This is a genomic window from Microbulbifer variabilis (assembly GCF_052467165.1).
Genome location: NZ_CP174301.1, coordinates 2,096,907 through 2,113,117, shown reverse-complemented (window position 1 = coordinate 2,113,117; position 16,211 = coordinate 2,096,907). Strand labels below are relative to the sequence as shown.

Genomic DNA, 16,211 nt, shown 5'->3' with positions numbered 1-16,211 from the left:
TTAATCGATTTAACCAATGTTTCAATAGTGTTCAAGCTAATTGATTCACTAGGAACCAGTCATGACAAAGTTGCTCAATATCCAATCCAGCATGTTCCAAGCCGGAGGACAGACCTCCCAGCTGGCTGCAAAGTATATCGAGAGCTGGAAAACGAATAATCCGGATGGCGAAGTAATTCAGCGTGATCTGGTGGCAGAGCCGGTGCCCCACCTGTCTCTGGAGCGCTTCCAGGCCTTCACTACCCCGGCTGAGCAGCGCACCGCAGATCAGCAAGCTATTGTTGATTTTTCGGACAAACTTATTGAAGAGATTACTTCGGCAGATGTGCTGGTACTGGGTGTACCTATGTACAATTTCACAATCCCCTCCACCCTGCACACCTACTTCGACCATATCGCCCGAGCCGGCATCACCTTCCGCTACACAGCGAATGGTCCTGAAGGATTGCTGAAGAACAAGAAAGCAATCGCCTTTGTCGCTCGAGGTGGCTATCACGGTGACGATCATGCGCAGAGTGCCTTTCTACGTCAGTTCCTCGGCTTTGTAGGTATCACCAATGTTGAGCTTGTTTACACGGAGGGGCTTGCGACCGGTGAAGAGGCAAAAGAAAAAGCCGTCGCAGCTGCAAATGAACGTATTACTGAGCTTGCTTAAACCTGCAAGTACTACCGCATTCATTGGAAATAAAAAAGCCAGGCCCTATTATCCGGCCTGGCTTTTTCAGATATAAATTTATACAGCTTCTACAGCCTCAGTCTCATTGCGTTCAGGAGCATCAGCCTGAGATGACTCTTTATTATTAGCCTTTCTCCCAAACAGCCTCTGCACCACCACAAAGAACAAAGGAATAAAGAAGATTCCCAGCAGCGTGCCCACAACCATTCCCCCCAGTACCCCGGTTCCAATTGCGCGTTGCGCGCCGGAACCTGCACCAGTGGCTATCGCCAGTGGAAGAACTCCCAAACCAAAAGCCAAAGAAGTCATCAGGATAGGACGCAGGCGATCGCGTACTGCACGCATAGTAGCCTGCACCAGCTCCATACCATCCTCTAAGTTTTGCTTGGCAAACTCCACAATCAAAATGGCGTTCTTACTGGTTAAGCCCACAGTGGTCAACATGGCCACCTGGAAATAGATATCCCTTTCCATCCCCCGCAAGCTATTCGCCAGCACCGCGCCAAGAATACCTAGAGGCGCCATTAACAATACGGCTGTTGGTACTGTCCAGCTCTCATAAAGTGCGGCAAGGCACAGGAAAACAATCAGTAATGACAGGGTATAAAGCAGTGGTGTTTGTGCTCCGGCGGCACGCTCCTGATAAGAAAGGCCACTCCACTCAATACCAACACCCGCCGGCAACTGAGCTACCAGTCTCTCCACTTCTGCCATGGCCTCACCAGAGCTGACTCCTGGAGCTGCCTGGCCGTTGATTTGCATGGATGGCACGCCGTTGTAGCGCTCCAGGCGAGGAGATCCGTACTCCCAGGAGAAGCTGGCAAATGAAGATAGAGGCACCATATCGCCTTTATCATTGCGCACAGACCAAAGCTGGAAGTCTTCCGGCACCATGCGATATGGCGCATCCGCCTGCATATAAACCCGCTTCACCCGGCCGCGGTCGATAAAATCATCGATGTACGAGCCTCCCCAAGCGGTACTTAATGCACTGTTAATATCGGCGATAGACAAACCTAGTGCCGCAGCCTTGGCGTTGTCAATTTTCACCCGGAACTGCGGCGTATCCTCCTGGCCATTGGGTCGCACGTTGGACAGTAATTTGCTCTGTCCAGCCATTCCCAAGAATTGGTTGCGCGCAGCGGTCAGCGCTTCGTGCCCCAGGTTGCCGTTATCTTTTAAGTAAAAGTTAAAGCCACCAGAAGAACCCAACTCTGGCAGAGGCGGCGGCGCAAAGGCAAAAGCCATGGCATCTTTGATTTGCATCAGCGCGCCCATTGCGCGCATGGCTACCGCTCCGGCACTTTGCGATTCCTCTTCCCGGTCGGACCAGTCTTCCATATTTACAAAGGCGATACCGGTATTCTGGCCGCTACCGGCAAAACTAAAGCCCTGTACCGAAAATACCGACTTCACGATACCCTGCTCGTTGTCCAGAAACTGATCTTCCACTTTGCGGATAGATGCCATGGTGCGTTCCTGGGTCGCGCCCACGGGTGCCTGCACCATAGAGAAGAGCACGCCCTGGTCTTCATCCGGCAGGAAGGAGCTGGGTAAGCGCAGAAACAGGAAGGCCATCACGGCCGAAAGGGCCACAAACAACAGCATAAAACGGCCGCTGCGTTTTAGAATGCCCTGCACTCCGCCCTGGTAACGCTGGCTGCCGCGCTCAAAGTTCCGATTAAACCAACCGAAGAAGCCTTTCTCACCGTGGCTTTCCCCTTTTGAAAGTGGTTTCAGCAAGGTGGCACATAGTGCGGGGGTCAGGATAATCGCCACTAATACGGACAAGGCCATGGCAGCAACAATGGTTGCTGAGAACTGCCGGTAAATTACGCCAGTGGCGCCATCCATAAATGCCATAGGCACAAACACTGCCGAGAGCACCACGCCGATACCTATCAGTGCCGCAGTAATCTGCTTCATGGATTTTTTAGTTGCTTCCTTTGGTGACAACCCCTCTTCACGCATCACCCTTTCTACGTTCTCCACAACCACAATGGCATCGTCCACCAGCAGGCCGATGGCCAACACCATGGCGAACATAGTGAGCATATTGACCGAAAATCCCAATGCCGCGAGAACCGCAAAGGTTCCCAGCAGTACTACTGGCACTGCAATCGTGGGAATTAAGGTTGCACGGAAGTTTTGCAGGAACAGATACATCACCAGGAAGACCAGCACAATGGCTTCAATCAAAGTACTGATCACACCTTTGATGGAGACCTCAACGAAGGGCGTGGTATCAAAAGGTACGACCGAGGTAAGTCCCCGCGGGAAGAAAGGCTCCAGCTCCTTGAGCTTTGCTTTAACGCCCTCTGCGGTATCTAACGCATTGGCACCAGTAGCCAGGTTAATGGCAATACCCGTTGCCGGTTGGCGGTTGTAGCGGGAGATAAACTCGTAGTTCTCTGCCCCCAATTCAACACGGGCGATATCGCCAAGCCGCAGCAGGGAGCCATCATCATTGGCACGGACCACAATTTCCCGGAATTGCTCCGGGGTTTGCAGGCGTCCCTGTGAGGTAATGGAGGCATTGAGTTGTTGCCCCGGCACTGCCGGCGCACCTCCAAGGCTGCCCACGGTAACCTGGGCATTCTGTGCCCGCACTGCTGCGGCGACATCATTCGGTGTCAGGTCGTAAGTGGTCAGCTTATTGGGGTCAAGCCAAATACGCAGTGCATACTTGGAGCCGAATACCTGCACGTTTCCAACGCCCGGTACCCGGCTAACCGGGTCCACAATGGCTGAATTAATATAATCGGCAATATCGTTGCGATTCATACTGCCGTCTTCAGATACAAAGCCCGCAACCATCAGGAAACCGCCGCGGGACTTACTGACGTTGACCCCCTGTAGCTGTACCTCTTGGGGCAACAATGGCATTGCCAACTGCACCTTGTTCTGGACCTGTACCTGCGCGGTATCTGGATCGGTACCATTCTCAAATGTCAAAGCAATGGAAGCACCACCGTTGGATTGACTGGTAGCAGACATATATAGAAGGCCATCCAGGCCTTTCATATTCCGTTCCAGGATCTGTGTAACGGAGTCCTCGACCACCTTGGCAGAAGCGCCCGGGTAGTTCGCCTCAATATTGATAGAGGGCGGTGCAATATTGGGATAACGCTCCACCGCCAGCTTGCTGATGGACAATGCACCAGCCAGCATTGTGATAATTGCCAGAACCCAGGCAAAGATGGGTCGGTTGATAAAGAAACTCGCCATAACCCCTACCCTCAGGAACCCTGCTCAGCTGTGGTTTTTTCATCGCCAATTGCTGCAGGTGGCTGTTTGTCCTCACGCTCACTCGGCTGCACCGGGGCGCCGGGGCGGATTTTCTGCAATCCAGCCACCACGACACGGTCGCCGGGCTCAAGCCCCTCTTCTACCAGCCATCGATTGCCAACTGTGCGGCTTACCCGTACTGAGCGCTGAGCAACGATATTCTCTTCATTGACCACCATGGCTGACGTATTGCCTTTCGGGTCCCGCGCAATACCTTGCTGAGGCACCAAAATAGCGTTATCGCGTACACCGCTGCCCACTATTGCACGCACATACATGCCCGGCAGCAACATATTATCCGGGTTGGGTACAACTACCCGTAGCAATACGCTACCAGTTGAGGGATCAACACTTGCTTCGGCAAACTCGAGTTTGCCCTGGTGTTCAAACTCACCGCCATCTTCCAGCAGGATCTTGACCGGCAGATGAGTGGCATCTGCCAGTGTGCCGGCCTGGAGAGCCCGGCGAAGGCTTACCAACTCCGCAGCCGACTGAGTAACATCCACATAGATGGGGTCCAGCTGTTGCACTGTGGCCAAAGTTGCGGCCTGATTGGCCGTCACTAGTGCCCCCTGGGTCACAGAGGATTTACCAATTCGGCCCGTAATCGGGGAAGTAATTTGGGCGTAGTCCAGCTGGATCTCAGCCCGGTGCAGCTCCGCTTTAGCCTCGGCTACATCTGCACGAGATTCCTGCAAATCCGCCTCAGCCGCATCATTTTCCTGCTTGCTAACGGCTCCATTACTTATTAAGCCTCTAGTCCGTACCGCCTTCAATCGCGCGATATTCATGGCGGCGTTGGCACGCTGTAACTTCGCGCGGGCACTGTCCACATCCGCTCGGTAAATGGCATCATCCAGCTGATAGAGCGGCTGATTTGCATCGACACGGCCACCTTCACGGAACAATTGCTGTTTTATGATGCCATTAACTTGCGGGCGAACTTCCGCCACCTTGAAAGGGGAAGTGCGCCCCGGCAACTCCCTTGTGAGGGTCACTGGCTCAGATTCCAGCGTGACAACTGTAACCTGAGGCGCCATCATCGGCGGTGTAGCGGCCTTTTCATCGCAGGCCGCAAGAACAGAGGATGCGACCAGAAGACTGATTAGCGCTTTTTTATTGAACATGGTTACCTCAATAAGGGCTGACTACCGGTATTGCGGGTCAGTTGCGGGGAAACATGAAAAGAGACAGGAAAGTCTAGTTCTAGTTGCTTGACATTTTATGTGCACGCATGAAATTCAATCAACTGTTCATCAGCGCGTAATAATCGACTAAGATGCACTTTCACCCAGTGTTTTCAAGGGTTTGCACGAATATCTCATTTAGCTACCGTGCGGCGAAATGCGGTGAGTATGCGGTCAGATGAGACAAACATGATTAGAAAAGAAGCTGCAGTCCCCATGACCAAACTCAGAAAAGAGCAAACAGCGGCAACTCGTGAGCGTATTCTGGACGCCGCGATGAATGTATTTCATGAATTCGGGGTATCACATGCCTCCCTTGCAGAGGTGGCTGAACTGGCCGGGGTAACCCGTGGCTCGATCTACGACCATTTCCGCAGTAAAGCTGGATTGCTTAATGCCTTGACAGAGCGCATGGAACTTCCCGGTGAGAGACTATGTGAGACTGCCGGGAAAGAGCTGAAGGAAAACCCTTTGGGAACCTTGCGTACCCGCTGGGTTTGGTTGTTCCATGATATTGCCTGCAATGAACAGTGGCAGCGGGTCCTCGAGATTATCTTCCTACCATGTGAGGCTGTCAGTGAAGTGTGTGAATCAACCCAGCGTATCAAGCAGGGCCGTACTGCTGGCTTAGAACGCATGGCCAACTTAATGAAGATGGCAGTTACTGCAGGGCAGTTGCCTACAGATTTAGATGTAGATCTGGCGCAACAGATGCTACATGGTGGTCTTTTTGGTGTATTGGAAGACTGGCTGCAGTCTCCACGAATTGAGGATTTGGGTGAACTGGGCGAGCGTTACATCGACACGCTACTAGATATGATTCGCTTTTCTTCTACTATGCGTTTGGACAGGCAGCAGCGAACCTTGCACTGATCCTGCCTTAAATACTATAAGTTTTATGCGGTTTTTAGCTGCTAACCACATGTAGGCAGATTCCCACACCATGATTGCAAGTATCATTTCTCCTTTCCCCCCGTGAGTAGTTAAATAGCAGCCCGGTACTCTCCGGGTTTGCACACATTAGTAGAGTGAGTTTCTAAGCTTCCTCAGTGGCAGAGTCTTTAAATATTCTTGATAAGAAATAAATAGGGTAAATATCATCTCCAACAATTTCGACGGATACTTGAGTAATACCGCAATGTTCTTTCCTAGTAAGCTCAAGAAGCCTTGAGTGTAGTCGTCAACTGTTTTCTGACAGTAAGTTAAGTTTTTCTTCCGCCTTTGCGAGAGGTAAATCATAGTGATGTTGGTGAGGGCGCTCTCCTTTGTTGATGGGAAGGGTCAGAAATGCATAAAAACCCGGAATCTTTTTTGAGTTAGTTCAGGCTTGATCTTATAGGCAGTGTAAGATCGTATTGAAACCTTGAATCAGAACTAGCCTTTAAGTCAGTGATCAACCAAATCAATCTTCAACTCTCTCCTCTCAGTCAAGAGCAAATTATGTGCCCACAGGGTTTACTCTTGACTGAGAGGGTTGAAGCTGGAACCCACTGCAGAAAGATTCAAATGTTAAACCTAAGCCAATCTGAGCGACTACGCATTATTACTACCAAATGATTTCAAAAAGTGCCCAGAATTCTGAGAATAATAAACGCTGGGTGTATGGTTTGCATGATTGTCAGCAGTTGCTTTCTCCTAATTACAACTAAACTGAAATTCATAGAATTACCTGCCGATTTTCTCCCTACCTAGATATAGAATCGGTCCAATATTGTTAGACAATCAGCACAGGTTCCCTCTCCCTCCCTTCTTCTGACCATAAGCCAAGTATAAAGACAATCACTGATCTGCTTTTGATTCACTTCTTAATATATGGGTGTCCTGGGTTCTCTGTTTGAGCCTACCACCATAATTAGCATAGCGCCTCTGGGGAAGCTGCTTGAAGATTACCAAGTTTATCTGCTATCACAGAAAATATACTTGTAGAACCTCCACCCATTTTTTCCGCCAAGATAACTATAGTTCGATTTGCTGTACACGCCTGGGAATTATGGCTAACCCCTTTGTCCCAACTAATTCGAAAAGAGAGGTGGATGACTTTCAGGATATTCCTTTTTTTCCAAAAACTGCTCTGCATACCCCATTATCACTTTAGCCCAAGGGCTACTACCCAACCCTTCAAAGTTAGCGGATTGGTTTTCCGGTGTGGCGAACTCACTAGGATAACCACATGTATCAGACCACAACATCGTAGGTATGTATTGATACTTAGCATTTAACTTATCAAAATTAAGTTCACCTAATGATTGCCAGACTTTGTCCTGATTACGTTTATTGAAGTCAATTGACTGGACATCGTAAATAGCTTCTTCCTGTGCATCGTAAGTACGTATCAATCGTAGGTGAACAAGACTCATATTAATTCCTTATACTTGGGTGAAACAGGTCCAGGGATTCAACATTTCGCCACTTGAGTGCTCTTTCGTGAGCAGGCATCAACTCTCCAGTTTTTCTAAACTGTGCAGACTCTTTCAGCTCATGTAGATAAAATTCAATATCATACTTAGTTGTATTTCCATTTTGCAATCGTTCAAGCATTGATCGTTCCCATTTCTGAAATTCAAGTTGTTACTTTCGAGTAAATTCTGGAAACTGATCCTTTAAAACACTATCCAAGTGACTTTCAACACGATTCAGACCCTTTTCTGTTATTCTCGGTATCCCCTTTGTAGCATCAAGTGCATCCTCTACCTTATCCTCAAGAGTCTTTCCTCCAGGTACCCTACGCGCAAGAATGCCAACAACAGCCCCTGTGACATCACCATCCAAAACATCTCCTACAGAATCTACAACTCCGCCAGGAACATCAGCATACTCAATCAATGCTTCACCGAGAGTACTATCCCCCAAATATTGTTCATTAGTCTGCTGTTTAGATAGATCCCATAGGTCACCCATGTTGTTATACGTATAGGTCATGAAATCCCAAAAAGTAAAGTCTCCTGGCCCGTAACAAACTACAGCCACACCGGAGCAACTTTCTTGTGATCCAATACCTAAAACGATAACTTCTTCAACTTGTCTCTATTTGATTGAGCCGTCCCCAGTGTCACACTCCTAAAGTTGGCACCTACTGTATTTCAAGTACTCTACAATAACTAGATCTTAACCCTATTCTCAAACGACTGAGCTTCTCACCAAAGCTTGAGCCCTATCTCAACTAAAATATTGAAAGCCACTTTTAAAGTTTGGCAGATTCAATAGAAGCTATACGACAAGCCAGCGCACCACTGAAAAGTGCTAGACACACGGTATTAGCGACTCGCCTTCCTTCTAAAAACATGCTCACTCCCACCCAACTTCTTAGTACTATTTCTTTCGGCTTTTATCAAAAATCAATATTTTGAAACTCCAAGCATCATTTCTCAGTGCATCAAAATTCCTCAGCATTATTCCAGAAAGCAACTCCGCTAGAGCGAGTGCCAGCACCGCTGCTAACACCTCAAATCTATGGGTTTTCTGAATTAGTTTCTCCCTAAGATTGAGGTTTCAAGCGGCCAGCTGGCATTGATCGCTGAGCAAAAAACGAATAGCCCCCAACAGCATTAGCTAACCGGGAGTATAGTCACATATCAATCGAGGTATTAACAACTTCTCTCTTTGCAATTTCAATTGCTTTTTCCATGTCTTCTAATGTTATCGCAACATGGTTTTCATTAGAAAAAAAGCGAAACCATTGCACACCATTTTCATCAACTCTAACCTCAAGGAAAGCTGGCTCCTCACCTTTGGAAATCTCTAAAACCAGTCCTTCACTATCCGGCACAGAACACAATTGAAAATTTGCTTTTTCTATAATCTCTGTATTTTTCAATTTACAATCCTCTACCTAAAAATCCGATAAATTCATTCGTATCCGAGTTAAAACGTGCTCCTATTCCATTATCTAATTTAAACTCCGTAACATTACCATAAGCCTTGTGTGGCTTATCAGACCTAGTGCCATTGCGCATAATATTTTTAAGAGCATCTGCCGCAGCCCGGTTCACACCTGCTTGACTACCAAATTTCTCAATCAAAGCCTTTTGAACCTGAGCTTTTGGTACATTAACTCCTAAAACATTTGGATGTTTGGTTGCGGCTCTTCCTGCATGTGTCCACCCCGCACGCTTAAACTGTGATACTGCATGCTTAAACATTGGGTTTCCAGCTAATCCACTTGTAGCTACTGTAGCTCTGCTGACAAATAAGAAAGTCCCAACTTTGATTGCCCCCCCAACAATTTGACCTTCACCGGGTATCGCTTGGAGCAATTTTAAAACTTCCCTACCGGTATTTTTTAATGCGTACCTTGAGTAATCTATAGTGCTAGGTTCATTGCCCGTAGGTAACGTAGGAATATCATCATATGGAGGGCCATCATTTAGGTAGATGGTGTCATTAATACCACCATTCTGTTCAGATAAACTAATCTGCCCAGATGAGCTAATCTCCCCCCAACCTCCACCTCCTGAAGAAGCAAACCCAGATGCACTAGGCGACTGACCCAATGAAATTACTGAATTAATATAAGTCTGGCCAGTGAAAGTTCTTCCACCCGGTCCGGTTGGGCAGGACCCGCCTTCAGCACAGGGTGGTAGACAACCTCTACTTTCTAGATTACACCTACTTCCGAAATTTACGGACATATACCCTGTCGGGTCTACAAGAGAAAGAGGGTTATTTAAAACGTAAGAATAACGGTTATAACTTTGCGAATTTTTTGGGCTTTGAATAAATGGATCAGGACTCAAAAATCTGCCAAGACTTGGATCATATACACGCCCATTCATATGAATGAGCTGAACACCATCCAAATGCTCATGATCCGTATAGCCTCGAGCCGTAACAAAGGGCACATAGTCTTCACCCTCTTCTGCGCCATTCCATAATGTATCACGCCTCTTTCCCCAGGGGCCATTTGACATCCACTGCACATCATCATTACTGTCAGCGTTAGCTCCAGATTTTGCCACTATAGAGCCAATGTGATCACGATGTTGGTAAAGGTAATAACCAGATGAAGCATCACCTTCTTGTATATATAACGCATAATCCCCTACATAATGAATTTTTTGCAGGATTCCGTTAAAGGTGGTTTCTTCATAAACACCGAGGCTCGCATAGATAGTTGAGCGGCCGCTACTATCAGTACGCTTAACACGACTCTGATCTGGGCCATACGTGATTTCGGACCAACGGGTTACACCATTAACAGTATTTTCTATGCGGGTAGGCTTGTTAAATGCAGCATAATCTACAGCACGGTGATTGTTACTGTCCTTAATTGAGCTGGTCAAACTACCATTCTGATTATAATAGTTGGTATATCCACGAGCGCTGGTTACCGCATTAGGACCCGCCCCGTTTTGACCGTATTGATAAATATCAGAATTATCATACAGTGTTTTTACATTACCCAAAACATCATAGCTAAAGTCGTTGGGTGCGCCAATACAATTGGTAAAACATGATTTTGACAGGCGATTCACAGAGTCATAATAAAAGCTCTGGGTTAAGCCGTTCTTATTATCTCTGCGCTGGTCCAGATTACCTAAACTATCAAAATCATACTCATGACTCTGAATAAGGAAACTCCCCTTTTTTGCTACAACACTATCAATATATCCATTCGTTGGCTTGTATATTTGCTTGGTTACAACTCCGTTCCCTAAGGTGAACTCTGTTAGGTTTCCGCGAGCATCTTGCGAGTTCGCACTCCATAACACTTGACCATCCTGAGCATTTTTTACTTTAACCATATGTCCATGGCTATTGTAATGATTTGCGATCGTATATCCTGTTGGATAGGTGGTAGCAAATGCCCTATTAAATGAATCATAGTGTTGACGAGTTATATAGCTTTTACCGTCAATAACCTGTTCAACTGACTCTGGTTGTGAAAAAGACGAATAACTATAATTTTCTGTATAGGCCGAGCCGTCTGAATTATAGCCACTGAGCGTTCCCAGTAGCCCAATACCATAAAGTTTATCGTCATAGGTCCAGCTGTGAGTAAGACCTGATGAGCCGTGAACCGCTGTAGCATTGTCAGTTCGCGCAATAGTACGCTCCAATTTATCGTAACTAAACCGAGTAACATAGCCTTCTGCATCAGTTTGAGCTGCTATTAAACCTAGCGGGTTATAATCATATAAGACTGTACCTGTGTTCGGATCACTCAGTAATGTTTTTCGCCCCAATATATCGTACTCAATATTAATCAGAGTGTTATTATCATTATCAACCTTGGTTGACTGTAAATCTCCAAATGGCCAATAAGTATAGTCAACTTGAGTTCCTGCATTGTCCAAAGTTTTCATTGTCCAACCAGCGCCATTCACAAACAACTTGGTTGTTTGTACTTCCGACAGACTATGCTCTGATAGAACAGTTTTGGCAACTACTGTTTCAAGACCTTTATAGGTTGTTTTAACAGTGGATGAGTCCGCTTTTGTCTTTAGTTCTTCTCGGCCAAGCAAATCATACTTAGTGCTAACTTTATACTGTGGATCGTTATTATAAAAGGGAGCAATCTCAGAAGTAATGAGTCCTTGCCCATTATAGGCCTGATAACTGTAAATAAAAGCGCCCAGCATATCCTTTGTTCTGTTCCCTAGCTCTCGCTCGAAACTGTCAAAGTATGTCCTAACAGAAGGCGACCCTGTCGTTTTGCTTTGAATATAAAACTCAACATTTGGGTTATAGCTAAAACAGCTATTGCCACAATTTCGATAATCAAAGTCTGTACGAGTATTATCAGGATGATCTATATGGTCCACCCGCCCAACACTATCATATGATATTTTTGTAATAAGATTATTTAGATCCTGAATTTCAAATGGCAAACCAAAATCTGCACTAAATTTAGTGATTACACTTTGGCCTTTAGGGTTGGTATGGGTTACTTTGCGTATACCATTGGCATCAAAGTTTTCAATATAACTCTCCGCACGAACGGTAAAATTCAGACCATCATAAGCGAAGCTATTAAAGCTTTCAGCGATACTGCTTATGGAGCCATAGTTGTTATAACCATACGTTGTAATTAGTTTTAATGAAGCAGAGCCCTCAGGTTCAATTGTTTTTGTTTTTATTGTTCCGTTGTTATTATAGGAGTAATCCGTAGTTCGTTTTTTGCTGCTAACTGAAGTGCTACTGGCACCCACTGATGCAGTATCCTCTACTCTCTCAGGCAAACCCAGTATCCAGCTATCGTCTGACTTTGTACTGAATATTTGGCTTTTTTGTTTATGATGTGCAGTCACACTAGCCTGGCTAGCATAGGTATCACAGATTACCTTATGGGAATTGAGCAACACACCATCGGTATGATAATCCACATCACTAGTTGTAGTGAGTACAACATCAATATTTTCTACAGGACTACAAGAAAAGCTTGCAGAATTATGGTTTCGAATAATTGTATCGGAAATTTTACTACCATTATATAGGCTATTTCTTACCGTACTTTGCTCGTATACATAAGGAAAATAATGCGGACTACTAAAACCAGCATCCACATCATCACTATAGGTACGAATTTTCCACCGATACTTAGTGTCACTTAGCACATCTAACGTACAAGTGGAAGTATCAGCGGAATTAGAGCAGTTCTTGAAACAGTCTACATAGGAGCCATCTACCGCACAGACTTGCTGTCTTTTAAGTTGACCGGCCAAAAGATAATTATCTTGAGCCACCTGATGGAATTCTGACACTGTACGTATTTTTTTAGCCTGCCCCTCGTGGCTCACAGTTTCTATAACTCTGGAAAAACCCAAAGAACCATAGCCTGTGCGGTGCCTAACAGGAGACTCATATTTATATTCTGCGACTGTGGTACCACCAATACCATTACTTTCCTCTAGTATGGTTACAACATACGGTAAACTAGACACGGGGACTGTATTTTTGGGGCCAGCACCATCAGGCGCTATATCCTCATTATCGTGAGAATCGTAAACTTGCCTAATACCCAGCAAATTACAGGAGACATTCCCTTTGATCGCCAGATCACACGCTGTATCTAGAGGTCGATATTGAACCTCCAATTGTTCGCGGCCATCAAAATTAACACTTTCAATACGAGGCTTTCGAATATTATTGCTAGTAGTAGTTAGCCCCTGTGTATCATTAGCAGTAGAGCTACCATCATGATCAGCAAAAAAATCGACCATACCGTCACGGTCTAGATCCAGCCATGCGCTAGTTCGCCAATCGGGAACGGCATTAATATGTTCGTAGTTTTTAGGTGAGCTATGAAGTAATTGACAACTGGAGAAAGATTCTCCCTTATTAAAGCGCACAGCTAAGTATGCAGATTTTTTATCTTCTCGCTCAGTGAGATATTCACAATTAGCATTAACTATATACAACTTATCAGTTAACCCGTCACCATTATAGTCAACGAGAAATCTTCCAAGAGTGCTCTTACGTTGCTCTTTGGGTACTTGAGTTGTTGCGCTCTCAATTCCGGGGTCTGCCGGAGCAGCAACCCAATCATCCCCTGTAGAATACAGGATCCGATTGTAACTAAACACCATATCTGCCAAGCCATCCCCATTCATATCCTGCAGCTGCAGGTTATCTATTATATCGGGAAAAGGCTGAGCGGGTCCAAAGCGGGTAAACTCACCATCATAAGAATAGTCTTCTGGTGATTTTAAAATAAATCCATTACCGGTATTAATCGAGACATTTCCCAATACATCAGCCATATCGGGTAAGCCATCACCATTAATATCCCCTATCCGTGTTGAGGGGTGAGATGACTCTCCATGCCACCATTGCGCAAACTCCGAAAATCCACTACCCGTATTCAAGGCTACCGAGCGATCTTTTAATGGACCCTTTAAATAATTTCGATAACGCCCGTCAGTCGATAAAGTGTAACGACCAATACCGTATCGAAAAACATCAACCAAGCCATCACCATTCATATCCTTAAATACTAGGCGATAAGGCTCAGGGGCTGTGACACTTTGTATTAATGTTTCTGGCCAAAGATGCGATTGCGAACCTGGACTTCCTGTATGCAGGGTGATTTGCTCAGAAGTAAGGGAGTAAGCTCCACTATAAACGTAACCACTACCAGTATTGAGAAAAGCTTTAGTGCCAGCAAGCCCCATCCAAGAGTTTGCTATGAGATCAAGTTTACCATCTCCGTTTATATCCAAAGGGATGAAACCAAAATATCTTAGATCTCTTGTTGTCGGGATAAGTGACTCCGAGAAACTTCTATTATATTGATAATAAGTAATAGTTCCCGGTGAGCTTACATCACCTACTTTCACCAAAGTGCCCGTTGCATCTTTAACGTAAAGAGTGTCATTTCGGACAACAGGGTAATCTACTTTATAATCGCCATTAAAGTCAGCTAACCATTCTGGAAATACTACTTCATCAAGAACCCAGCGATATTCACTACCCAAAGGTTTATTGGCATATGTGCTACTCGATGAGGAACTCCAATCAAAAGATAACGGCTGCCCGCAATCTGTGGTCGACCCTCCATAGCATAATGTGACATTTTGCAGCTTACTGGTACTGGTTGGATCAGCATTGATATTTCCATCAACAGCTTGGTAGTTGAGACTATAACGGCGAACTATATGACTGGCGCTACTCTTTACTGTTATAGTTTTTAGGCGCTTATCTACTCTATGCTTTCTACCTGCTATATAGCTTTCGCGAACATCTACTCTGGGTTCATAGGTGAAAATCAGCGCATTATTAGTCCCTTGTGCAACATTGTGCTTGGTATAATCAATCTGACTGATTCGATGGACACCTGCAGAGGTATCTTTTTCATAGGTATACACCATGTAATTGCCGAAGACGTCCTCACGCTTAGCAATCCGCCAGTGAAGTGTTTTATTATAACCGTCTTCAAATTCAGTATTGGCCGAGCCCTTCGCACCATAATGAATTTTTCCCCCATCCCTTGACTCAACTCGCCAATAGTCTGGTACCGCAGCCTCCCCCCCATAAGCTCTCAGGCGCTGAAATGACTCTGATTCGGTACGATATTCACGATAACTTATTCCCCCGTGAGAACCTGAACCAGTCTGAACAAGACGGTGTCCATCCAGACAGAATTTATAAGCATCTCCCTTATTAATGCCGCTTATCGCACCATCTCTCACTTTACTAGCGCGACATCGTGATATCTTTGACTGGCCACCAATATCCCATCCCCAACCCACTACGCCATTTCGACGATTACTGTTGTAATTCAAATTGACTTGGGGCTGCAGGCCATTAATACCAGGTGGAACCTCAATAGGGATCGTATAGTTAAACGATCCATCTTTACCCACCAAATGCTGACCGGTGAGTTTACCTCTGTATAAAGATTCGGTCATCAGGTCATTCGCCGGGTCTGTCTGCGTGATCGATAGATTACCTATCTTATCAATGAAGACATTGGTAGCGATTATATCCGGCGTAATTGCATCGCCCCCTGCAATTACAGCGTTATATAGCATACTGCCAACCTTGGCAATATAAAGATCTGTATTACCATCGCCACTGTAGTCCAGATATTGCAAACTTGTCGGCGGTACTTTTTTCAGTAAACTGATATCAATATTTTCACTGACAACCGGAGAGCCATAACTACCGCCTTGAGAAGCATATAAATAACTAGGGTTTATCGGGGGCAGTACGAGAGGTACAACAACCTCTCCATGGATCATTACATAAAGGTCTCTGGCTTTGAGATAAATATCATCTACCCCATCACCATTGACATCACCATAGTAAACATCGTAGTACGAATCATCGATATTCTCCGCAATTAAACTTCCTGCTGAGAATAGTAAAATAAGCAATAAAAGCCTGGATACTAAAGGAACACCCTTCATATAACATCCTAATTATAATCTTATATAATAATTTTTATGTCTATACGCACAAATGAAGCTTAATATTCAGCACCTAAACTAAGCTTTCCCTAAGCTGTATGCTCGCACCATCTAACTCTTAGCCGAAGTAATAACGTGGGTACGCATTCTACACGGCAACGTCAAAATTATCGTTTTGCACCACCAAACACCTCCCATCATTTTCGCTGTTAT

The 16,211-nt window shown here is 45.5% G+C and carries 8 protein-coding genes; 2 read left to right on the top strand and 6 right to left on the bottom strand.

The window, feature by feature from the left end; genetic code table 11:
• Nucleotides 1-61: 61 nt before the first annotated feature.
• Nucleotides 62-655 carry an FMN-dependent NADH-azoreductase gene (locus ACJJIP_RS09445; RefSeq protein ID WP_444946744.1) on the top strand — a complete coding sequence of 198 codons (594 nt, stop codon included), beginning with the start codon at nt 62-64 and terminating at the stop codon, nt 653-655.
• A gap of 78 nt (nt 656-733) precedes the next feature.
• Here ACJJIP_RS09445 and ACJJIP_RS09440 read toward each other — a convergent pair whose 3' ends face one another.
• Both ACJJIP_RS09440 and ACJJIP_RS09435 read right to left on the bottom strand, forming a co-directional pair.
• Nucleotides 734-3,904: an efflux RND transporter permease subunit gene (locus tag ACJJIP_RS09440; RefSeq protein WP_444946743.1), complete on the bottom strand. Its 3,171-nt coding sequence runs from the start codon at nt 3,902-3,904 to the stop codon at nt 734-736.
• 11 nt (nt 3,905-3,915) lie between these two features.
• The gene (locus tag ACJJIP_RS09435; RefSeq protein ID WP_444946742.1) at nt 3,916-5,091 is read right to left on the bottom strand and encodes an efflux RND transporter periplasmic adaptor subunit; all 1,176 of its coding nucleotides are present in this window, start codon (nt 5,089-5,091) and stop codon (nt 3,916-3,918) included.
• Nucleotides 5,092-5,340: 249 nt separating this feature from the next.
• On the opposite strand from ACJJIP_RS09435, the gene ACJJIP_RS09430 reads away from it, so the two are divergent.
• A complete protein-coding gene (locus tag ACJJIP_RS09430) occupies nt 5,341-6,024 on the top strand; it encodes a TetR family transcriptional regulator (RefSeq protein WP_353376214.1) in 684 nt (227 codons plus the stop codon).
• A 1,139-nt stretch (nt 6,025-7,163) separates the two neighbouring features.
• Here the strand turns inward: ACJJIP_RS09430 and ACJJIP_RS09425 are convergent.
• The 4 genes from ACJJIP_RS09425 to ACJJIP_RS09410 form a co-directional block, all read right to left on the bottom strand.
• Nucleotides 7,164-7,508: a hypothetical protein gene (locus ACJJIP_RS09425; RefSeq protein WP_020412844.1), complete on the bottom strand. Its 345-nt coding sequence runs from the start codon at nt 7,506-7,508 to the stop codon at nt 7,164-7,166.
• Nucleotides 7,509-7,719: 211 nt separating this feature from the next.
• Nucleotides 7,720-8,070, bottom strand: a complete 351-nt coding sequence (locus ACJJIP_RS09420; RefSeq protein ID WP_444946741.1) for a hypothetical protein — start codon at nt 8,068-8,070, stop codon at nt 7,720-7,722.
• A gap of 646 nt (nt 8,071-8,716) precedes the next feature.
• Nucleotides 8,717-8,965, bottom strand: a complete 249-nt coding sequence (locus ACJJIP_RS09415; protein WP_353376218.1) for a hypothetical protein — start codon at nt 8,963-8,965, stop codon at nt 8,717-8,719.
• 1 nt (nt 8,966) lies between these two features.
• Nucleotides 8,967-15,998: an RHS repeat-associated core domain-containing protein gene (locus ACJJIP_RS09410; RefSeq protein ID WP_444946740.1), complete on the bottom strand. Its 7,032-nt coding sequence runs from the start codon at nt 15,996-15,998 to the stop codon at nt 8,967-8,969.
• Between the last annotated feature and the right edge of the window lie 213 nt (nt 15,999-16,211).